The 22,587-nt window shown below is 47.1% G+C and carries 19 protein-coding genes; 14 read left to right on the plus strand and 5 right to left on the minus strand.

The window, feature by feature from the left end:
- Nucleotides 1-83: 83 nt before the first annotated feature.
- A complete protein-coding gene (locus tag VOA_RS09680; protein ID WP_000672474.1) occupies nucleotides 84-1,955 on the plus strand; it encodes a methyl-accepting chemotaxis protein in 1,872 nt (623 codons plus the stop codon).
- Between the two features lie 66 nt (nucleotides 1,956-2,021).
- On the opposite strand, the gene VOA_RS09675 is transcribed toward VOA_RS09680, so the two are convergent.
- Nucleotides 2,022-3,839, minus strand: coding sequence for a hybrid-cluster NAD(P)-dependent oxidoreductase (locus tag VOA_RS09675; RefSeq protein WP_000103054.1), 1,818 nt, complete (start codon nucleotides 3,837-3,839; stop codon nucleotides 2,022-2,024).
- Between the two features lie 240 nt (nucleotides 3,840-4,079).
- Here VOA_RS09675 and pyrC point away from each other — a divergent pair, with 240 nt between their 5' ends.
- On the plus strand, nucleotides 4,080-5,108 hold the full coding sequence (gene pyrC / locus VOA_RS09670) for a dihydroorotase (protein WP_000210001.1): 1,029 nt from the start codon (nucleotides 4,080-4,082) through the stop codon (nucleotides 5,106-5,108).
- Between the two features lie 49 nt (nucleotides 5,109-5,157).
- Here the strand turns inward: pyrC and rlmC are convergent, their stop codons facing one another.
- Both rlmC and VOA_RS09660 read right to left on the minus strand, forming a co-directional pair.
- Nucleotides 5,158-6,291: a 23S rRNA (uracil(747)-C(5))-methyltransferase RlmC gene (gene rlmC / locus VOA_RS09665; protein WP_001149829.1), complete on the minus strand. Its 1,134-nt coding sequence runs from the start codon at nucleotides 6,289-6,291 to the stop codon at nucleotides 5,158-5,160.
- Between the two features lie 164 nt (nucleotides 6,292-6,455).
- Nucleotides 6,456-7,391, minus strand: a complete 936-nt coding sequence (locus VOA_RS09660; RefSeq protein ID WP_000896554.1) for a DUF808 domain-containing protein — start codon at nucleotides 7,389-7,391, stop codon at nucleotides 6,456-6,458.
- Nucleotides 7,392-7,858: 467 nt separating this feature from the next.
- Here VOA_RS09660 and VOA_RS09655 point away from each other — a divergent pair, with 467 nt between their 5' ends.
- The 5 genes from VOA_RS09655 (at nucleotide 7,859) to VOA_RS09635 (ending at nucleotide 13,321) form a co-directional block, all read left to right on the plus strand.
- On the plus strand, nucleotides 7,859-9,415 hold the full coding sequence (locus VOA_RS09655) for an ABC-F family ATP-binding cassette domain-containing protein (RefSeq protein WP_000055375.1): 1,557 nt from the start codon (nucleotides 7,859-7,861) through the stop codon (nucleotides 9,413-9,415).
- 13 nt (nucleotides 9,416-9,428) lie between these two features.
- Nucleotides 9,429-10,565, plus strand: coding sequence for an MFS transporter (locus VOA_RS09650; RefSeq protein ID WP_000479221.1), 1,137 nt, complete (start codon nucleotides 9,429-9,431; stop codon nucleotides 10,563-10,565).
- Nucleotides 10,566-11,037: 472 nt separating this feature from the next.
- Nucleotides 11,038-11,250, plus strand: a complete 213-nt coding sequence (gene cspE / locus VOA_RS09645; protein ID WP_000066499.1) for a transcription antiterminator/RNA stability regulator CspE — start codon at nucleotides 11,038-11,040, stop codon at nucleotides 11,248-11,250.
- A gap of 661 nt (nucleotides 11,251-11,911) precedes the next feature.
- A complete protein-coding gene (locus tag VOA_RS09640; protein WP_000024173.1) occupies nucleotides 11,912-12,184 on the plus strand; it encodes a hypothetical protein in 273 nt (90 codons plus the stop codon).
- A 204-nt stretch (nucleotides 12,185-12,388) separates the two neighbouring features.
- The gene (locus VOA_RS09635; RefSeq protein WP_001276811.1) at nucleotides 12,389-13,321 is read left to right on the plus strand and encodes a M14 family metallopeptidase; all 933 of its coding nucleotides are present in this window, start codon (nucleotides 12,389-12,391) and stop codon (nucleotides 13,319-13,321) included.
- Here the strand turns inward: VOA_RS09635 and VOA_RS09630 are convergent.
- On the minus strand, nucleotides 13,313-14,104 hold the full coding sequence (locus tag VOA_RS09630; RefSeq protein ID WP_000747480.1) for an AraC family transcriptional regulator: 792 nt from the start codon (nucleotides 14,102-14,104) through the stop codon (nucleotides 13,313-13,315). The genes VOA_RS09635 and VOA_RS09630 overlap by 9 nt on opposite strands.
- Nucleotides 14,105-14,203: 99 nt before the next feature.
- Here VOA_RS09630 and VOA_RS09625 point away from each other — a divergent pair, with 99 nt between their 5' ends.
- The 7 genes from VOA_RS09625 to VOA_RS09595 all read left to right on the plus strand — a co-directional run bounded on the left by VOA_RS09625 (nucleotide 14,204) and on the right by VOA_RS09595 (nucleotide 21,368).
- Nucleotides 14,204-15,103 carry a DMT family transporter gene (locus VOA_RS09625; protein WP_000639725.1) on the plus strand — a complete coding sequence of 300 codons (900 nt, stop codon included), beginning with the start codon at nucleotides 14,204-14,206 and terminating at the stop codon, nucleotides 15,101-15,103.
- 155 nt (nucleotides 15,104-15,258) lie between these two features.
- Nucleotides 15,259-16,185 carry a diguanylate cyclase gene (locus VOA_RS09620; protein WP_000571604.1) on the plus strand — a complete coding sequence of 309 codons (927 nt, stop codon included), beginning with the start codon at nucleotides 15,259-15,261 and terminating at the stop codon, nucleotides 16,183-16,185.
- A gap of 150 nt (nucleotides 16,186-16,335) precedes the next feature.
- Nucleotides 16,336-17,097 (plus strand): DeoR/GlpR family transcriptional regulator, encoded by a 762-nt coding sequence (locus VOA_RS09615; protein ID WP_000648855.1) that lies wholly within the window; start codon nucleotides 16,336-16,338, stop codon nucleotides 17,095-17,097.
- A 165-nt stretch (nucleotides 17,098-17,262) separates the two neighbouring features.
- Complete coding sequence (locus tag VOA_RS09610) at nucleotides 17,263-17,751, plus strand: acyl-CoA thioesterase (protein WP_000094380.1); 489 nt, start codon at nucleotides 17,263-17,265, stop codon at nucleotides 17,749-17,751.
- Between the two features lie 273 nt (nucleotides 17,752-18,024).
- Nucleotides 18,025-19,590 (plus strand): bifunctional metallophosphatase/5'-nucleotidase, encoded by a 1,566-nt coding sequence (locus VOA_RS09605; RefSeq protein ID WP_000787874.1) that lies wholly within the window; start codon nucleotides 18,025-18,027, stop codon nucleotides 19,588-19,590.
- Nucleotides 19,591-19,605: 15 nt separating this feature from the next.
- Nucleotides 19,606-21,036 carry a hypothetical protein gene (locus tag VOA_RS09600; protein ID WP_009355909.1) on the plus strand — a complete coding sequence of 477 codons (1,431 nt, stop codon included), beginning with the start codon at nucleotides 19,606-19,608 and terminating at the stop codon, nucleotides 21,034-21,036.
- Nucleotides 21,037-21,116: 80 nt separating this feature from the next.
- Nucleotides 21,117-21,368, plus strand: a complete 252-nt coding sequence (locus tag VOA_RS09595; RefSeq protein WP_001131592.1) for a hypothetical protein — start codon at nucleotides 21,117-21,119, stop codon at nucleotides 21,366-21,368.
- Nucleotides 21,369-21,690: 322 nt separating this feature from the next.
- Here VOA_RS09595 and malG read toward each other — a convergent pair whose 3' ends face one another.
- Entirely contained in the window at nucleotides 21,691-22,581 is an 891-nt protein-coding gene (malG, locus tag VOA_RS09590; RefSeq protein WP_001252027.1) for a maltose ABC transporter permease MalG, read from the minus strand.
- Between the last annotated feature and the right edge of the window lie 6 nt (nucleotides 22,582-22,587).

A 22,587-nucleotide genomic window follows, 5' to 3' on the forward strand; every position in this document is an offset into this window, starting at 1 on the left:
TGATCGCTAACTGGCTGAAGTTCAGAAAAATAACTATAAAGTTATTAATAATAATAACCCTATAGTTATAGAAAGGAATCATGATGAAATTCAGCCATAAAATTGTTGCTGCCTCGTCTGTACTTCTGCTTGCCACTGTTGCATTGCTGTCTGGAAGTCAATACTTCAAGGTGCGCGATGAAATTCGCAGCATGGTTTCTGCCAGTGTGGATGAGATTGTGGATGGCGTAAGTAAGACTACCGCTTCCGTGATTGATGGACGTAAACAAATTGCCGCCTATGCCACTAGCCTCGTTGAAAATAATCTAGACCCAACCAGTATCCGAGATGTCATTTCCCAACCCATTATCAAAAACACTTTTTTGTTGGTTGGTTTCGGTTTGGAGAAAGATGGTTCGAATATCAACAATGACCCAAGCTGGAACCCAGGGCCAACTTGGGATCCTCGTGCGCGTCCTTGGTACAAAGATGCGAAAAATGCTGGCAAACTGGTTATTACCGCACCTTATGCGGACTCCGCTTCAGGTGAAATTCTAGTTTCCATTGCCACTCCAGTGAAAGACAAAAGCGGACAGTTTATTGGATCCATTTTCTACGATGTGAGTTTGGCAGAGCTCGCAGATCTAGTGAATGAAGTTAAATTGTTCGATGCGGGTTATGTGTTTATCGTCGCTGAAGATGGCACCACCATTGCCCACCCTAAAAAAGAGTACAACGGCAAGCCGATGTCTGATTTTTTAGGTGAAAGCAAAATCAATCCAGATACCCACCAAGTGATCATCAATGGCAAACCTTACGCGGTTAGCTTTTCGGATGTCGAAGGGGAAAAATGGTACGTTGGTGTAGTCATTGATGAAGAAATCGCTTACGCCGCCCTAACAGAACTGAGACACAGCACACTTGTCTTTACTGCCATTGCATTAGCCATCAGTATCTTCGTCTTACTGTTTGTCATCCGTGTCTTGATGCGCCCACTCGAAGTGCTTAATGATGCAATTCAAAATGTGGCTTCCGGTGAGGGCGATTTAACTCAACGTCTAAGCACCAACACAGACGAAGAGTTTGCAAAACTTGCTAAAGGTTTCAATACCTTCACTGAAGCTCTGCAAAGACAATTGATTCAGTCAAAAGCGATTGGCGAAGAGATACTTCGCGGCTCTGAAAGTACCTCTATGAGCCTTGAGCAATCGGCAGAAGCCATGCGCTCTCAACTGCATGAATTGGAGCAACTGGCTACCGCGATGCATGAAATGGCAACCACCTCAGCGGATGTGGCTAACAATGCCCAAGGTGCCGCATCAGCAGCCAAAGTGGCAGATGAAGCGGCCGCTTCCGGTACTGAGGTTGTCACCAAAACCACCAAAGCGATTGATACCCTTTCGGCGACCATTGATGCAGCGGTATCCGATGTGAAAGTGCTAGAAAGTGCCACCGCCAACATCGAAACCGTATTGAAAGTGATCAACGACATCGCAGACCAAACCAACCTACTTGCGCTCAACGCAGCTATCGAAGCGGCTCGTGCGGGTGAATCAGGACGTGGATTTGCGGTGGTAGCCGATGAAGTTCGTACCTTGGCGCAGCGCACCCAGCAGTCCACCACGGAAATTCGCAGCATGATTGAGAAACTGCAATCCGGCGCTAGCGCGGTTGCTGTGGCAATGGGTCATAGCAAAGAAACCGCCACCAATGCCGTGACTCAAGCGCAGGGTGCAAATGAAGCGCTAGAGAAAATTCGTCACGCGATTCAACAAATCAGTGATATGAACATTCAAATCGCTTCTGCCGCAGAAGAGCAGAGTTTAGTTGCCGAAGAGATCAACAACAACACGGTGAAAATTAAAGATCTGTCTGACCAAGTAGCAAGTTCAGCCGATGAAGCCAATATCGCAATGCAAGTGCAAACGGAAAACATCCGTGAACAAGATGCGATCTTGAATAAGTTCAAAGTGTAATCCTAGCCAAAACACAAAAAACCTCCCTCCCATCGGGAGGTTTTTTATGTGTTCGAACAAGGGTGACTAAAACTCTACATCCACATCGGTGTCCGGCATCGCGCAGCACGCTAAAGCTATTCCCATCGCGCGTTCATGAACCGCTAAAGCAGGGACGTTCGGTTGCTGAACAAGGCCAGATTTCACGGCCACTTTACACGCACCACAAATGCCAGCACGGCAACTATTGGCAATTTTCACTCCAGCGGCTTCCGCTTGTTCCAGCAAGGTTTTCTGGTTATTACCTTCCACCTGAATGCCATTAAAGCGCATTGTTACTGACTTATTCTCACGCGGCGCAGTTCGTTGAGCACCAAACGCTTCTTGATGGTAAGCCGACTCAGCCACACCTTGTTTCTGTAGCAAGTTTTTCGCTTTTTGCATAAACCCATCTGGGCCACACACAAACACTTGGCGAGCAGGAAGATCCGGAATGCGCTTAATGTGCGACAAGGCTAAACGACCATGCTCACCTTGCCACTCAGCCGAAGGTTGGGTTAACGCATAGATGAGCGTTAACCCAGCATGTTGTTTTGCCAACGCATCCAGCTCCGCTCGGCAAGGAATATCTTGCTCACTTCGGCATTGATGATAAAACACCACATCATCCACTTGGTTATGGTCAGCCAGATAACGCAGCATAGACAACATTGGCGTAACACCACTGCCCGCAGAAAGCAGCAGTAAAGGCTGTGGCGCTGTGGTATCCAGATGGAAATGACCCGCCGGATGCTGCGCGGTCAAGGTCGTGCCAATCTGCAAACTCTCTTGTAACCAGTTAGAGGCTCGTCCCCCATCAATGCGTTTTACCGAAATCGCCAAACGTCCCGGACGCGATGGACTAGAGGAAAGCGTGTAGTAACGCTGCACAGGCTCACCATCAATCACCATTTCAATCGGCAGATGTTGCCCTGGCAGATACTGAGGTGCGATGCCTTGGGCAGGCTCTAGCCAGAAGGTCACAAAATCGCGGGCAATTTCTTCGCGCTCAACGCAAGTCAGTGTGAAGTGGCTAATACCTTGATCTGGGTAAACTTCTTTCTCTTTGTATTCCAACACTTCAATCGGATCACCCGCGCGGATCATCCCTTCATTCTTGGCAACCAAGTTTTGCCCGAAGAACACGCCACCGCGCTCATTAGCACGAAATTGTGAGAGAGTACGCAGCGGCTCTTTGGTTGGCCTAAACGCCCCTTTCTTCACTTCAACCGTGGTTAAAATGCAGCGTTCGCAGGGTTTGACGGCTTCAAACTCCACCTCACCAATCCGGATACGCTTCCAACTGTCTTCGGCAAAGGGCTCTGTCCCAGAAACGACTAAATTGGTACGAAATTGATCCATCGAATGAAACTCAGGGCTGCGGCGGTTGAGTTCATCCAACGATGCTTGGCTGATCACCAACATCGGATAGCCATCCGCAAAGCTGACATTATGCCCCACTTTTTCACGCACACGATTGGATTGCTCGCCGCTGTATAAGAGCTCAACACGAATCCCCAATACCGTACTAAACCAATCGTCTGCTTCATCGGTGGTGGTGTACGCGGTGAAATTATCCGCCCAAACTTGCGCGGGTACTGGTTGCAACTTGAAATCTGCATAACGGATGGTGAGAGATGCATGACCTTGTGCGAAAAACAGCACACCATCATGACGCAGCGCGGTTTTGATCAGCACCATTTGTGGAAATTTACGCGCCGTCACCATGCTTCCGTCAGACAGTGCCAACATAAAACGGCGATCAAAGGTTAAGCCTTGCTTTTCCACCCAAGCGGACGAAAGCGCCAACCCTCCTAATGATTTGACCGGAAAGACATTGATTTGAGATAAGTGTCCCGTCGACATGGTGCTTCCTTTGGCTGTTGTCATTTGCGCAACATCATAGAACAAATCGTCACCTCAGACTAACAAGTTGTTACAACAGGAGATTGTTTCCCTCCGGAATAAATGAGCCTCTAACCACCTGAAATTAAATAAAGGATGAAATGGATTACACTTTCCACTATCATCCTGTCGCCTAAGCGGAAGCGTTTGCGCGACGCTTTAGGCTCCAATCATTTCATGCATTCATGGTGGGAGCACTCAATGACAACACTGACGATTACACGCCCAGACGACTGGCACGTTCACCTTCGCGATGGCGATGTACTGGCCGATACTGTACGCGACATCAGCCGTTATAACGGCCGCGCACTGATCATGCCGAATACTGTTCCCCCTGTAACCACCACCGAGATGGCCTTAGCCTATCGTGAACGAATTATGGCCGCTCAGCCACAAGCACACTTTGAACCTTTGATGGCGCTTTACCTCACCGATAACACTTCACCTGAGGAAATTCGCAAAGCCAAAGCATCAGGCAAAGTCGTTGCAGCTAAGCTTTACCCAGCCGGTGCGACTACTAACTCTGATTCAGGCGTAACTTCAGCCAAAAAAATTTACCCTGTTTTGCAAGCAATGCAGGAAGTCGGTATGTTGCTTCTGGTACACGGTGAAGTGACCACGCACGAAGTCGACATTTTTGACCGTGAAAAGACCTTCCTAGACACCGTGCTTGCGCCGATCGTAAATGACTTCCCGCAACTGAAAATTGTGCTTGAGCACATCACCACCGCCGATGCTGTGACCTTTGTTCAGAAAGCAAGCGATAACGTTGCGGCGACCATTACTGCTCACCATTTGCTGTTTAACCGCAACCACATGCTGGTTGGTGGTATTCGCCCACATTTCTACTGCTTACCGATTCTAAAACGTGCCACCCACCAACACGCGTTAGTGGCAGCGGCAACGTCAGGCAGCAAGAAATTCTTCCTCGGCACGGACTCTGCCCCGCACGCCAAAGGCCGCAAAGAAGCCGCTTGTGGCTGCGCAGGTTCTTACACCGCCCATGCTGCTCTTGAGCTGTATGCCGAAGTGTTTGAAAAAGAAGGCAAGCTTGAAAATCTGGAAGCCTTTGCCAGCTTTAATGGCCCTGATTTCTACGGCCTGCCTCGCAACCAAGAGACCGTCACGCTCACCAAGCAAGCTTGGCCAGTCGCGGAAAGCATGCCGTTTGGCAGCGATATCGTGGTGCCAATCCGCGCCGGTGAAAACATCGAATGGACAGTGAAGTAAATTCAGTTCAGATGCACAAAAGGAGAGGTGAACCTCTCCTTTTTCATTTCTAGTGCTCTTTTCTGACCAACAAGGTCAGCACTTCGGCGTGATCCGTATGGGGGAACATATCAAACCACTGCACGCGAATCATTTGGTAACTGGCAAGTTCCGCGATGTCTTTGACCATGGTCTGCGGGTTACAGCTGGAATAAAGAATGTGTTTTGGCGCAAGCGCTTCTAACTGCGCGGTCAGCTCACTACCCAAGCCACGACGCGGAGGGTTGACCAATACTAACTCCGGAGCACTCATCTGGCTTTGTGAAAACTTGGCAGAATCGAGCGCTGCAAAGCTGAGATTATCAATCCCCATCATTTGCGCCGAACGTTGCGCACTGGCAATCGCTTCTGGTTCAATTTCAATACCCGTCACAGCAGTGTTTGGCGCGGCGCAATGTAGCGCAAAGCCACCAACGCCACAAAACAGATCCCACATTTGCGTTGGCGCAATCTCGCGCACCCAAGCACGTGCGGTCGCGTATAGCTGCTCAGCCACTTTGGGGTTGGTTTGGAAAAAGCTTTTCGGGCGGATCACCATAGGCACATCGTTGAACTGTTCAAGCAGGCTTTGCGTTTCGGTGAGGAAAATTTCCTCTTCGCCTTCTAGACGCGCCATATGCACCGGCTGGATATTAACGGAAACCACTTCGATCGTCGGGAAAGCCGCGATCAATGTCGGCAAATTGCGTTCAATTCGCTCAAGTACCGCATGGCTGCGCGCTACAAAACGCAACATATATTGACCGCTGTTTTCACTGCGGGTGAGCAAAATAAACTTCAGTTCACCTTTTTTCTTCAACTTGTTATACGGCGGAATACCCGCGATGCGGATCCAGTTTTCCAGATAAGCGAGCAGCTCTTGCATCGGCTGCGGATAAAGCGGGCAAGTCACTAGCGACAAAGGCTGACCTTGCGCATCTTCAATGCCTAAAATCGGCGCGTGAGCCGCACCGAGCACCACCATTTTGGCTTTATTGCGAAACGCGGTGTCAGCACTGGTGACAGGGGGTAACCACTGCACATCCGTGGCTGGCACAATCAACTCACGCAACTGCTGATCTTTATTCTCAACTTGCTGTGAATACGGCTGCGCACACTGGTGGCAAGAGGTACACCGTTTTTGAATAAAGAACTCACACTGCATAATATCGACCGCCGAAAAACAAAAGCCGCTAGTTTATTTGCCTTCCCGAAAATAACAACGAGAATTTTACGGATACCCTACTTCATGTTGTAGCCAACACCGCTGTCGCTGCCAATAAGCAGGAGATTCACCAAACGACTTGGAGCGACAGCTAGCCGAGAGAATTAACCGCGAAGTTTGTGCCACACTTCCATCACAGCCACTAAGAGGCTGCCAGCCGCCACCCCAATCACACCATTAATGAGGGTTGGCATAAGCGCCCCCACCACTGGCCATGCATGGACAGCATTAAGCATAGGTTCAAGGGCATGATGCACCGTAGGCACGTTATGCACCACGATCCCGCCGCCGACTAAAAACATCGCCGCGGTTCCGACTACAGTCAGCCCTTTCATCAACTTGGGCGCAAAGCGCACTAACACTTCCCCCAAGCTGGCTTTGAGTCCTTGGCCTTTGGATTGGCGTTGCAGATAGAAACCCAAATCATCCAACTTCACTATGCCTGCCACTAGGCCGTACACGCCGATCGTCATGATGACGGCAATCAAGCTGACCACCAGAATTTGTGTGAGCATGGATTGCCCCTGCACGGTACCAAGAGCGATCACAATGATTTCTGCCGACAGAATAAAATCGGTGCGGATCGCACCACCAATTTTACGCTTTTCGTACTCAGCCACACTTTCTGTCGCCAAGCTTTCGGTTTCTAAACCCTCAGTCATCATAGCGGCAGCGCGTTGTTCGGCATCCTGCTTGGGTACTGGATGCAGCCATTTTTCGAGGATCTTCTCTGCGCCTTCAAAACAGAGAAACAGACCACCGAGTAGCAACAAAGGCATGATCAACCAAGGAGAGATGGAACTGATGATGAGTGCTGCCGGAACCAAAATCAGCTTATTGCGAAACGAACCTTTGGCGACCGCCCACACCACTGGAATTTCGCGTTCTGCTGCCACGCCAGAGACTTGCTGCGCATTGAGCGCTAAATCATCCCCCAGCACACCCGCCGTCTTTTTTGCGGCCATTTTCGACATCACAGCCACATCATCCAGTACCGTCGCAATATCATCGAGTAGGGTCAATAAGCTTGCGCCTGCCATACATCTTCTCTCTTATTCATGGTTGAAATCGTGACAAAATGTAACACCAATCACCCTAGCAAGGGAAATGCTGTGATGACTTCAACGAAACAAGTAAAAAGTGCCTTTGGTTGACCCCCATTCGAGGAAAGAGTAAATTCACGCCCAGCAATAATTTAGGAAATTTTCTGCAATGCTTTACATCCTTTTCAAGAATTTTGTTAGAAGGCTGAACTCCGCGCATTAACACGATGAAGTGTTGCTCGGAGCTTAATCTTTTAAATCTTCATCAGCGATAAGACTCACCTTTTGCTTTTAGCAAGAGGCGTAACTTTGTAGCTGAAGGATTGCAGAAGACTGGCCGACGATGATGCTTCATCGTCGGCTTTTTCATTTCTGACGCGCATTAAGGTCAGACTTGAAGTTTCAACTTCTTGAAACGAGGGCCGGTCAATCAACCGCCCTCGTTTTTTTATGGATGTAATGCAATGAGTTTACTGACAATCCAAAACCTCTCTCATCAAGTGGGTGACAAGGTTCTCTATCATAATGCCCACTTTACTTTGCACGCGGGCGAACACATCGGCGTGATTGGCCATAACGGGGTGGGAAAAAGCACCCTGTTCAAATTGCTGCAAGCGGAACTGCTGCCCGATCGCGGGCAGATGGAATGGCAACGCCATGTCCAGATCGGCTATCTGGATCAACACGCCCAAATGAATGAGCAACTCACGATTCGTGAACATCTTCAATTAACCTTCAAAGCACTGTATGAGCTTGAGGCGGAGATGATGTCTATCTACGCCGACCCTGAACAATGCGTTAATTCGCATGCTTTGCAGCGGGCAGCTGATATCCAAACCAAGTTAGAAAGCCATGCTTTCTACACATTGGATACGCAGATTGAACATGTCGCGCAAGGTTTGGGAATTGTCCAATTGGGGTTACACACGCAACTTAAACACCTCAGTGGAGGCCAAAGGCACAAGGTGATTTTGGCGGCTTTGCTGTTGCAATCGCCCGATGTGTTGCTACTGGATGAACCCACCAACTATCTCGATGCCGTACACATTGATTGGCTGGCGGACTATTTGAACGCATTCCAAGGGGCATTCATGGTGATCTCTCACGACCGTGCTTTTCTCAATCGTATTGCGACCACGACCTGCGACATTGATCATCAGCAGTTCTACAAATACAAAGGCAATATCGATAAAGCCCTAACGCAGAAAAGCCGCGATCAAGAGGCTTATACCAAACAATATCAGGCGCAGAGTAAGCAGATTGAAAAGCTGGAAAAGTTTATTGCCAAAAATGGCGCGGGCGTAAATGCCAGCATTGCCAATGGCCGCAAAAAACAGTTAGCGCGCATTGAACGCTTAGCGGCTCCTGAAAAACAAAAATCCGTGGCTTTTTCTTTTAAAAGTGCACCGTGTCGCGCCCAAGAAATGCTGCTGACTTCTGAGCTGCACATTGGCTACTCACGCCCGTTACTCCCAAGCCTCTCATTCGCGATTCGCAGAGGGGAAAAAATAGCAGTGCGTGGATTTAACGGTATTGGTAAATCCACTTTGCTGAAAACACTGATTGGGCAAATACAGCCGCTCAGTGGCAACATCGAGCAAGCCAATGGCTTAAAAATCGGCTACTTCGAACAAGAGCTTAAATGGTCAGATCCTGATGCCACGCCAGTACAGCTAGTGAAATCGGTCGCTCATCACTCCGATGATAAAACGATCCGTCAGCATCTCGCGCAGTTTGGCCTATCTGGGAAAATGGTGCTCCAACCCATCAGCTCATTAAGTGGTGGCGAGCAGACCAAGGTAAAACTATGCCAACTCACTCTGCAACCCACACATATGTTGATTTTAGATGAACCCACTACACATCTGGATAACACAGTGAAAAGCGCCTTAAAACAGGCGTTAGTCCGTTATTCAGGAACGCTGATTGTGGTCTCTCACGAAGAGGATTTCATACACGGCTGGCTGGATAAAACCATTGATATTCAAGTGCTAACTTCTTCCACAACAACGCAAGCCTAATGAGGGTAAAGAAATGTTTTTAAAAGTTATGTTATTTCTGATTGCCTTCTTAGTCGGCGCGGATGAACTGATGTTAGGCACGATTCTGGCACCGATTGGCCATGATTTAGGAGTACCGCCGGAACGAGTGACTTTATTCATCACGGCTTACAGTGTCGCGTTAGCGTTGATCGCCCCGCTACTGGGTGGTTGGTCAGATCGCTTTGGGCGCTTAGCCATTATGTTGCCTGCCTCGATCATTTTTGGCGCGGCTTCGATTGCGACCGGATTGGTCGAAACTTTTGAATGGGGCATCATCACGCGGATCCTCACGGGATTAGCCAGTGCTGGGATGCTACCGATTGCTTTCGCAATGGCCGCCGATCGTTCAAATTCAGACATGATGAAGTGCATTGCTTCCGTACAATCAGGGCTCACTTTGGGCATGATCTCTAGTCCTGCCCTTGGTGCCTTGTTTGCTGAGTGCCTCTCTTGGCGTGCGGCGTTCATTGCTTTAGGTTTGGCTTCTTGGGGCGTTGCGTTAGGGTTGATCATCATTCGCGTTCAAGATGATGAAAAACCGAAAGTCCCCCATCACGATGAGATTGAACCCGCTAAAATCTGGAAGATCCCTGGGGCTTTAGGCGGTTTATTGGCAATGTGTTTGGGGTTAGGTGGCGGAATTGGCTTATTCAACTTAATAGGACAACATTTGCACGACACGCAAGGCATGCCGATCTGGTCAGTCGGTAGCCTTTATGCCGTACTGGGATTCGTCAGCGTATTGGGCAATGTCTTGCTCCCTCGCTTTGCACATCGTTTTGAGGGCGGAAGACAAATCATGCGACTGGCTTTAGTCGTTTGTCTGGTGAGCAGTGTCGGGTTTTATCTCTCTCCTGCACCGCAGCTTATTTTACTGATGTTGCTACTGCTATTTTGGGCACTCGCTGGAGGTATAGGCTCACCCGCACTGCAAGGTTATCTCTCAGGTTTGTCGTCCCAACATCGCGGGCGGCTACTCTCATGGGTAATAACCATGATGCATATCGGTGTTGCTATGTGGTCTGCCACCGCTGGACTGGCTTACAGTATGGGTAATTGGGCAATGGCACTCCTCGCCATTTTACTGTTTGGTTCCGCGATTATGGCACTTCATCCAGTTCAGCGTTAAATCCTTTCGTTTCTGTCTATCACTCTGCACAATGCCGCGGTTTACTTCGCGGCATTGTTTATTTAGCAGATCCAATCAAGCATTCGCTATCATCAGCGCGATAGTAGCTTTAGTGCAGCGGGAAAATTCAATGGTGAGAAGTATTCCACCGTAATCGTTCAGGATAGTGGAATGCCGATACGGATCAATGGTTACACGCAAGGTTTTACATGAACAAGCCTCTCAATTTTACGGAGAAAATAAAATAATTAGCTTATTTAAAAAATAATCCTAGTCATAACTCTTTTTCCATGTATACTCACACACAGCTCAGACAAACGAGCTATTAATGAAATTTAGTTCAAGTTTTACCTCAGTCTTTTTTCGATACTCTTCGTTCAACCTCTGTGATAGCTTCTCCTTAATACTCCATATAATAGCTTTTGTTTCAAGCCCTAATAAATTACTGTAAAAATTATATCTAGAGGTCTCTATGTCTAATAAAATGACTGGTTCTGTAAAATGGTTCAACGAAACTAAAGGTTTCGGTTTTCTTACTCAAGACAACGGTGGCAACGATGTGTTTGTTCACTTTAATTCTATCCAGTCAGAAGGTTTCAAAACTTTGACTGAAGGTCAACGTGTTAGCTTCACTGTTGAACAAGGTAAGAAAGGCCCACAAGCGTCTAACGTAGTTACGCTGTAAGCTATTTCTGCGTGGTGCCCATGCGCCACGCTTTAACCACTCAGCAATACCTTGACTACTCTCCCCCCTTTACTTCTTTTAAATTCATCACCACGAGTAAAATATGTCTCGAAGAACATCTCGCCAGCGACACTGGTATCAACTATTACGTGAGAAATCTCACCAACAAGAAAATTTAACCCATGATAAAAATCGAATTTCATCTCCTGAAAAATAATCTCCACTGGTCAGCTCAAATTCATCAATTAAATAGTGATATTTTACAACGTCATATATTACCAAGAATTAACTCCAATCATTACCCAATCTATTTTAATTTCTGTGAAATACAGCAATCAGGGAAAATATTATCTGATACAGGCGTGGAATTAGGGAATTTTAAGCTTCACTAACTCGTCATATATTTTCTCTTCTTGAAAATTCAATCATCTATATTTATTTTCGCATTTATCCAATAAACTGACTTTGTTAAAAATGATAGCTGAGCCACTGCGCAATCATTTTAGTTATCTTTTCCCCTATTCAGCTAAACCTTGTGGAAACCGACTCAAACAACGTGGCACTCCAATGTGAAGCTCTGCCGTATTAAAAACTGCATTTTTCAAATACTCAACTAAACTCATATTGCTCATATCTAGAGCAAACAATAAGGAAAATCAAAATGGCTAATACAATGTTAGGTGGCTGGGGACTGTTCCATGAACTCTCCAACGAAGATAAAGCGGCATTTGCAAGCGGTATCGAAGGCTTTGTGGGGGTGAGCTATAGACCTGTTGCAGTAGCGACACAAGTAGTCGCAGGCTGCAATTACGCTTTCTTCTGTAATGCCGAGATGGTCTACCCCGGATCTCAACCTTACCCAGCCATGGTTCACATGTTTAAGGACTTGGAAGGAAAGGTAGGCATCACGCACATTCAGCGTTTGGATTATTAAACCAACCTCCTGTGTGCGGCAGAATAATCTTCTGTCATCTACTCATATTTCATGCATCAAGACCTCCCGTTGGAGGTCTTTTTCAATCGGGATATCGAACTCAGAATAGATAATGTATCCCGATCACACAGAATGACATTCCTATTGCTCCTGTAGACCATAGCCTTTACTCTTTTTCTTCTTCCGTATTAACCGAGAATGATTATGTCTGCGTCTTACACCTACCCGATTGGTACACCAGGGCAACCTTGGCAAGCCGCTGAGCGCCAAGCGTGGCTGGAACAGTGCTATATTCAGCGTGAATATCAACAAGAAGTGGTGCCGAAAATTCAGGTATTGAATGACCGATTCGATGTGAACACTTATGGCGCACTCTCTTATGATCCCGCACGCTACCCACTGTATGTGGTGAAAAGCCGCAATTGGGATACCAGCAAACCAACAGTATTGATCACAGGTGGTGTACATGGTTACGAAACCAGTGGTGTGCACGGTGCGCTGCAATTTTTAGCGACAGCCGCAGAACCTTATTTAGCTCACTTCAATCTGCTGGCGGCGCCCTGCGTAAGTCCTTGGGGCTACGAAACTATCAACCGCTGGAACCCAAATGCTATCGATCCTAACCGCTCTTTTGTTAAGGATAGTCCCGCAGAAGAAGCCGCCTTACTGATGGCGATGGTTGCTCAGCATGAGCCCATTTTGCTGCACATTGATCTGCATGAAACGACCGATACGGATGAATCTGAGTTTCGGCCTGCTCTGGCAGCGCGTGATGGCAAAGCCTATGTTGAAAGCTCAATCCCTGATGGTTTTTACACGGTAGGTGACACAGAAAATCCGCAGCTTGCTTTCCAACAAGCGGTAATTGATTCGGTACGCCGCGTGACTCATATTGCCCCTGCTGATGAAAAAAACGAAATCATTGGCTCACCCGTAGTCGCAGATGGCGTCATCCTCTACCCGATGAAAGCGCTGGGTTTGTGTGGAGGCATGACCCACTGCACTTACGGTACGACCACAGAAGTCTACCCAGATAGCCCAAAAGTCACGACGCAAAACTGCAATGATGCACAAGTCGCCGCCATCACTGGCGCGCTCGATTATGTACTCGCCAATGAACCAAGCCGACTAAGCTAATAATCGACTTTTATACTGCTCCGGGGTCAACCCGGAGTATTTTTTGAACATGGTGATAAATGGGCTGGCTTGGTTATAGCCCAACGTTAATGCCACCTCTTTCACGGCATGCCCTTGGCGCAGCAATTCCATGGAATAGAGATAGCGCACCCGCAGCCGCCATTCGGTAAAGCTCATACCCAATTCTGCCTGACAATGGCGCGCTAAGGTTCGTTCTGTGGTATGCACCCTTTCCGCCCATTGCTGCAATGTGGTGTTATCGGTTGGATTCTCTTCTACAGAAGCCAAAATCGGAGCTAAATACTTGTGATTGGTGGAAGGAAGAAAGTGATGCTGAGTTTCGCGAGTCGCCAGTTGATCCAGCAACACTTGCACCAATCGTTTATCTTCACTGCTTTGCGCGACATTAATGTTACGCTCTCTGAAATCATCAATGATCGCCGAAACAATCGATGTCACCTTAATTAAACTGGTTTTAGCAGGGAATGCGGTGGTCAGTTGTGAAGCAATATTCAGTGAGCAATACTCAATTGGCTTACGGTTGTAGCTTCGATGGCGAATGCCCGCAGGAACCCAAATCGCCAAATGGGGCGGAGCCAAAAAACGCGTATCTTCCGCTTCCATTTCTAAGATCCCACCAGAAATCAGTTGCACCTGCCCCCAAGCGTGGCTGTGCTCACGAGTTTCTGTATTGGAAAGAAACGCCTCAAAATTCATAAACACATCGGATGGGGGATGCTCGATTGATAATGAGGGATGTAGGTGTCGGGTGCGTTTTTTCAATCTTGTCTTCCTATCGCTCGCAATGTCTTTTTGGAGATAGTTGTAATTATAAAGACCTGCCACACTATAACCCAAGGAACAAATTGCGACGAGGCGCACATGATCTATCTTCTGCCATTTTTTACTGTGCTGATTTGGGGTGGCAACTCGATTGTCAACAAACTCGCCGCTTCAACGATTGAACCCAGTGCAATGAGCTTCTACCGTTGGTTTGTTGCTATGTTGATCCTCTCACCTTTCTGCCTGCCTAGCGCCATCCGACAATGGCCTACCGTTAAGCGCTATTTGAGCAAGCTCGCGTTTTTGGCTTTACTGGGCATGGTACTTAACCAATCCCTTGGCTACTACGCAGGGTTGACAACAACAGCGACCAATATGTCGCTGATTACTTCATTTGTACCTTTGATGAGCGTGTTCATTAGCTTACCTTTGCTCAATAAACCGATTTCAGCGCTCAGCGTCATCGGCGGCGTACTTTCTTTAAGCGGTCTTGCCTACATGCTAGGCGAAGGTAATCCACTGTTTTTCCTACACCAAAGTGTAACCGAAGGTGATGCTTTAATGGTTATGGCCGCGCTAGTGTATGCCCTGTACTGCGTACTTCTGAAGCGCTGGAAAATGCCTTTTAGCAACTGGACGTTGATCTACCTACAAGGCGTTTGCGCGGTATTTATGCTCACTCCACTCTGGCTAACCAGTGATCACTTATTGCCAACCGAAGGATCACTTCCTCTGATCGCCTATGCTGGGATCGCAGCCTCGCTGCTCGCACCGTGGATGTGGGTGAAAGCAATTGATGCAATTGGTGCAGACTCCACCGCCATGTTTATGAACCTGCTACCCGTGTTCTCTGTTTCATTGGCCGCCACATTATTGGGCGAAACGGTTCACCCTTATCATTTAATTGGTGGTCTGTTAGTCATCAGCGGCGTGGCACTCTCACAACTGAAAATTCATCGTCATAATGACGACAGTGTCGAAAAAGTGACACAGGTATAAAAGCCAACATTTCAGCGCGCAAAAAGGCGCTCAGCGCGCTATCTTTAAAGAACAAAGCACGTTGTAAAACACTATAAAAATAAAGATTGGCTAGGTTCCCCAAGCCCGAAGCAACCGATAGATAATCGGAAGTGAAGGCAAGCAGAGGTGAGCCTATGATTGAACTCAACAGTATCGAAGATATTTTTGATCACCAACAGTTCTCCCTACACGAACTCGTGTTGAACGAACTGGGGGTGTATGTTTTCGTCAAAAATCGTCGTGGCGAATATCTCTATGCCAATTCCCTCACTCATGCCTTATTTGAAACCAATGAGCAAACCTTATTGGGTAAAACCGATCACGATTTTTTTCGAGACGATCAACTCAGTGACATTTTGGCTTCAGATCAACATGTTTTTGAAACGCGTTCTTCTGTTACTCAAGAAGAGCGTGCGATCGCCAAATCCGATGGATTGGTTCGTGTTTATCGCGCGGTAAAACATCCCATATTGCAGCGAAATACTGGTGATGTCATTGGTTTAATTGGAGTTTCTACTGATATTACCGATATTGCGGAACTCCGTGAGCAACTTTATGAATTGGCGAATACCGACTCACTTACACAGTTGTCGAATCGCCGAAAATTGTGGAGCGATTTTCGCTCCGCCTTCTCTCGCGCAAAACATTCAAATCAACCTTTGAGTTGTATTTCAATTGATATCGATAACTTCAAGCTAATCAATGACCATTTTGGTCACGATAAAGGTGATGAAGTTTTATGCTTCCTTGCCAAACTCTTTTATCGCTTGGCTTCTGAACATGCGCTGTGTGGGCGAGTCGGGGGGGAAGAGTTCATTATTGTGCTCGAAAACACACCACTTGCAGACGCATTCAATTTAGCGGAAGCCATCCGTCACCACTTCTCTCAGCACGCTTTCTTTGAACAACAAGAGCATGTATACCTATGTGCTGGGGTATCAACCATGCGCATTAGCGATCACGATATTACTGATATTTATCGCCGCTCAGACCAAGCACTCTATCAAGCCAAACGCAGTGGCCGTAACCGCTGCTGCGCTTACAATCCATCGATTAGGTAACACACTCAGCCTAGTTCCATTCGCTACATTTTTCGTTTTTGTGAAAAATGATTAAAAACGAACAGTAAACGTAAGAAAACGCAAACCAAGATTTGAAATCAAGCCGCAAGACCGTAAACTGAGTCCAGTCTACGCAATAAGGATATTCCGGTGAAAGCAGTAAAGCGCCATCAAGAAATCATTGAATTGGTACAAGCCCAAGGGTTTGTCAGTACGGAAGAATTGGTTGAGCGATTTGATGTCAGCCCACAGACCATTCGCCGTGATCTCAACGAATTGGCTGATGCCAATAAGCTACGCCGCAACCATGGTGGCGCAACGATTGCAACAAGTTCAGAAAACTCTTCCTACCACACGCGACAAGTCTCTTACCAAGATGAAAAAGAGAAAGTAGCCGCCGCTTTAGTGCAACATATTCCCGATGGTGCCACGCTGTTTATTGATATCGGAACGACACCAGAAGCGATTGCGCGTGCTTTGATGACCAATCACCACCAACTACGAGTAGTGACCAACAACTTGAATGTCGCCACTTTGCTGATGAGCAAACCCGATTTCAATATCATTCTCGCCGGTGGCGAAGTGCGTAACAAAGATGGTGGTGTGACGGGTGAAGCGACACTGGATTTTATCTCCCAGTTCCGTTTGGATTTCGGCATTCTAGGCATCAGTGGTATCGACTATGACGGTTCACTGCTCGATTTCGATTATCATGAAGTGCGCGTAAAACGCGCCATTATCGAAAATAGCCGCAGTGTGTTTCTCGCTGTCGACCACAGTAAATTTGGCCGCAATGCGATGGTCAAACTCGGTACGCTTGCCGATGTCGATTTGATCATTACTGACCAGACACCGCCGAAAGAGATCGAAGCATTTGCGAAAGAGAATGAAGTGACTATTCAAGTTGTGTAACGGGTTAGGCGATAAACAGTGAACACGATTCAAAGGCGCTAAAGCGCCTTTTTTCATACACAAAATGCACAAATTATTGCCTGCATGTAAAAGATTTGTTGTTATTGGTTCTACACTTATTTGAGCAAAACGCTCAAAACGAAAAACCGAATTAAGGATAAGCCGATGAGCAGTGGCAAACGAGAGATCACATTACGTTTTCTGGCTGAGCCAGGGGATGTCAATTTTGGCGGTAAAGTGCACGGTGGCGCAGTAATGAAATGGATTGACCTTGCAGCCTACGCTTGTGCCGCCGCGTGGAGTGGTAAATATTGCATCACGGCTTACGCCGGTGGCATCCGCTTTGTAGCTCCCATTCATGTGGGCAACTTGGTCGAAGTGAATGCCAAAGTGATTTATACCGGCAAAACTTCCATGCACATTGCGATTGATGTGCAAGCCAGCGACCCCAAATGCCTAAAAAATCACCTCACGACTCACTGCATTGTGATCATGGTAGCGGTCGATGAAGCAGGCAAGCCATCACCTGTGCCAGAGTGGCTCCCGCAAACGAAGGAAGATCAGGAATTACGCGCTTCCGCGATCCGTTTAATGAATATGCGCACCGAAATCGGCGAAGAGATGGAAGCGCATGTGAAATATTTGAAGAACTGATCTTTCCTGTGCTCCCTCAAAATACCATTGATTGAATATGGCTGATGGCTTCTCTTGTGCAGAGCCATCGGTCCACATCGGACGTTAAGCATCAAACACACATTTGGGAACTCCGCATTCCTGCTAATGAGTTTTTCATTAATTGTGTGATGCACTTCATTCGACCTACATCGCTAATTTTTTATATTCGCACCCGCTCTTAAGGACAATCCCAATACCACAAAACTTGGGGTACTCAGGAAAAACCCATTCACCCATCATAGGGATACGATTATGAAAAATTTCAACTTTGCTGCCGCATTACTCCCCTTTTCCATAGCCTGTTTGAGCTATTCCACTTTCTCATTTGCCGAAATAAAAACCGTCACCTTGCTTCATACCAACGATATCGAAAGTGTGTATGAACCCGTTGATGCTTTCTGGAACCCAGATATCAGCCGTATCGGTGGTATTCCTTACCTCGCAACATTGATTAAAGAGACTCGATCTAATGAAGAGATCAGCTTCTTATTTGATGCGGGAGATATTTTTACTGGCTCACTCGCCAAAAAGACACAAGGAAAGCTCTCTTTTGATCTTTACAGCGCCATGGGTTATGACGCGATTACTCTCGGTAATCATGAGTTCGAATATGGTTGGGAAACACTCAAGCAGAACATGCCACGCGCCGCCTATCCAGTGCTGAATGCCAACATCAAATTTGAACAGAACAATGCGCCATTCTCACAACCATACACCATCATCGAACGTGATGGCGTGAAAGTGGGCGTCATTGGCGTGATGGGGATTGATGCCTTTTATAACACCATGTGGAAAGGAAACCGCAAAGGATTAACCATTGATGACCCAATCAAAACAACGCAATACTGGGTTGATAAGATCCGTGATGAGGTAGATCTGGTCGTAGTACTCACTCATCAAAATAAAACCGCACCGATGCAGACCGATAAAGAAGCCGATCCTGAAGTACAGCGTGGCTTTGACGAAGACTATGAGATGGCTGGTAAGCTAAAAGGTGTCGATGTCATTTTCGGTGGACACTCAGATCACGGCTTATGGAAACCTGTTGTTCACCCGAAAACCGGCACTGTGATTGGTTTAACCTTCGGTCAGGGAAAATATTTAGGCTATACCAAGTTTTCAGTTGATACCGACAAACAGACCGCAAAGCTGTTGGAAGGAAAACTGATCCCCGTTGAAGCCGATAAATTGGCCCGTGATAGCAAAACCAGCAATCTCATTAGCGAAGCAAGAGCTCGTTATCCAGAGCTTAAACAGACACTGGCGACCATTGATAGTACGGCTTATCGTCGCTATTACCGTGAGTCTAACGTAGGTAACTTAGTGGCAGATATGATGCGTAAGCAAGGGAATGCGGATATTGGCATGATTAGCTCAGGTAGCATTCGAGTTGATTTAAACCAAGGTCCTGTCACGATGGAAAATGTGATGGATCTGTTCCCTTTCACCGACAAACTTGCAGTGGTTGAGCTGAATGGGGTACAAGTCAAAGAACTACTGGAATACAGCTACACATTACCTTATGGTTTAGCTCAATTTTCCGGTATTGAAGCCACTTACAACAGCCAAAAACCGCAAGGTGAACGCCTGTTAACACTTAAGATTAATGACCAGCCCGTAAAGGCGGATCGTCTCTACAAGGTCGCGACCTACTCTTACGCTGCCAGTGGCGGCGATGGCTATCATGTATTTGCAAAAGGCGCCTTACTTTCTCAAGGCGAGTCGGTAACTCAAGTGCTCATCGACCAATTCAAGCAAGAGAAACAGGTTTCTGTTCCAGCGCTTGGTCGCCAAATTGATACCAGCGTAGCCAAATAAGGGATTAGAAGAAGAGTGAACTTTCGGCGGGAATATAACGGATGTAAGTCCTTCGGGTGTCCCAATTGTGGCGTCGCGGATCTCTCCTTGTATTCCCGATCGAATCGCTTAGGGTATGACGCTTGGTATTGCCCACTTTGTGGCGCTTACCCTCCCGTCCTGCTCAATGAGCCCATTCTGTGCTTAGCGGAGCAAATCCACGCTCAACATTTATCTTCACCATTACTGGATAGTTGTGGTTGCTCAGCTCCCCAGTGGAAAAGGCATGGCCTCACTCAAGCGGGTAGCCAAAGAATCAAGTGTAAACAATGCGGCAAAAGCATGACTTTGCTTAATGCTGCACACTGCTCACTCGTTCTTCAACCACTTCTGAATGCCTTACTTGAAGGCATATTGCCGAGTGAATTGCAGAACGATTGTGGCTTGAGTAACAAAGTCTTTGCCCAACGAATCGAGTTTCTCGCTGACGTTTTAAGAGCATTTAGCCGACAACAAGAGCAATATTGCCGCCCTTCAGCATTACAGATCCGCTCGCACATTCAATGTTCTCGCTCAGGTTCTCGCCATCAAGATACCCATTCACTTGCTGCTCATGTATGGAGCCTGTCCAGTTGCGACTCTACAACTGGCTATGCCTATTTCATCAGCGACAATGCACTCTTTGATGCTGCTGAGCTGCCAACTTCATTAGCTGAAAAAGCGCGCTATCAAATGCCCAACCAAGAAGCAGCAAGCACTGATGAGTTTGATGTTTTCGTGAGTGCAGAAAAAACCTATGCCAAAATTCTTGCGCGTAGCCAATTTGATCAACTCGGTTATAGCTCACCACTCCATCAACACTTAAAAGAAGGATTGCTGTTTCGCCCAGTATATGCAGCTCACGCTCATATGCAGAATTTACGCCTATGGTTTGGTGAACAACCACCAAAAACACTGATTTTGGAGCATGAGAGCTTCCTACGTGGCGCCGCCATTACTGCGTTCTCCGATGCAGTAAAAGCCGCCAAAACGACACTCTTGTATTGCCATTTAGCCGAAGTTCACCACTTTGATACCAACAAAACCAAAAGCATGAGTTGGTGGGATGAGAAATGGATGCAGTTCAATCAAACCAATGAATGGGGTGATTGGCAAATAGGGCTTGGACTACTCACCCCACACTCGAATGTTAGTCAAGAGGAGTTAAAAAACGTAATGCCAGCACATCCCAATTGGAATCATGTGTTGTGGCAAGGTTACCAGCAATGGCTTCCTCCGACTTACTGTGCGCGACTGAGCCTAAAGCGGATCCATCAATGGCAAGAGATCTATCGATTCTTGTTTAACTATCTTCGACCTAAAACACCAAGGCTAGAACCACAGCAATCGGGGCATTTAAACGAGATAGCCAGTTTGATTAATTCGATAAATGATTCCTTTCTCAATTCCAATCAGGGGATGCGGTAAGTCGGTGTCATTGAACTGTCATGCTTTATTGCTTTAATGCATCGTCATGTTCCGAACACCCAACACACTGATTGCATATTATGCCGCTAACCCTCGAAAAAATTACCCTGACCGAAACGACCTTAACCAACCCTAAGTCGGTTGAATATCAGTGGGTAAGAACACTTTACGTCCAAGGTTATCAGCCAGAGGCAATCAATCACTACATCCAAGCCTGCTTTGGTGGAGATGAGACCTTTGCCGACCTTTTCCGCCGTGTCGCCATGCATGAAGAGAGTCTGTACTTATTGCTGCAATACTTAAATTGCGCCCCTTCTAGCCGCGAATTCTAAGTTTTCTGCATTTCTTCGCACGATTACCACCCAATACACGATCTAACTCGCATACTCCATTTGTTTCATTGTTGAGAAACAGAGTTGTGATTATACTGGCACCCGTTTTCGCACAACGGGCTTTCGTCAGTTTTGTCATAAAAAAACCCGAGCTAAGCTCAGGTTTTGGTTACAAAAACTGTTAGTCGTGAACTAGTAAGGAATTGAGCTAACAGCCAGCTATGCGTAACGCCAGAATTGAAGCTTCTTAACTTGTCGGCGGCCAAACCAATTAATGTTAAGAAGAGACAAAATGGGCGACTTTACGTCGCCCTTATCGTTATTATCCTTTCACACCGCCAGCGGTAAGTCCTCCGACAAGCCAACGCTGTGCAAGTAAAAATACGATCGTGATTGGGAGTGCTGAAAGCACCGCAGCGGCCGCAAAATCACCCCACAGATAGTTCTGAGGGTAAAGATACTGCTGCATACCAACCGCAAGCGTGTATGAGTTTACATCAGAAAGTAGCAGTGACGCCACCGGAACTTCGCCCACCACACCAATAAATGACAGAATGAATACTACTGCAAGAATTGGTACAGATAGTGGTAATAGCACCAATCTGAAGGCTTGCCATGGCGTCGCGCCATCCAGCGCAGCCGCCTCTTCCAATGAACGGTCAATCGTTTCAAAGTAACCTTTGATAGTCCAAACGTGCAGCGCAATCCCACCTAGGTAAGAGAAAATCAACCCACCATGCGTGTTTAAGCCTAAGAAGGGAATGTACTGCCCAAGCTTATCAAACAGGGCATACAATGCGACCAAGGCCAGTACCGCGGGGAACATTTGAAAAATCATCATCGCTTTTAAGATGGTTTCTTTGCCTTTAAAACGCATACGAGCAAAAGCGTAAGCCGACGTCGTCGACAGTGCCACAATCAATACTGAAGTAATACCCGCCACTTTTACTGAGTTCCACAACCAAGTCATGACTGGGAACGGAGGTGGGGTCACCGAGCCATCGGCATTTTGCACTGCAATACCCAATGCTAGCTTCCAGTGCTCCAATGAAGGACGATCCGGAATCAAGCTGCCAGTTGCGAAGTTACCTTCACGAAACGAGATCGCGACAATCATCAGTAGTGGGAAAATAATCAACGCTAAGAACACCCAGAGTGCCGCGTGGGTTGCCCACACGCGATACTTCAGTGATTTACCTTGTACCATCGCCATATGAAT

Source organism: Vibrio sp. RC586, from assembly GCF_000176715.1.
Taxonomy (GTDB): domain Bacteria; phylum Pseudomonadota; class Gammaproteobacteria; order Enterobacterales; family Vibrionaceae; genus Vibrio.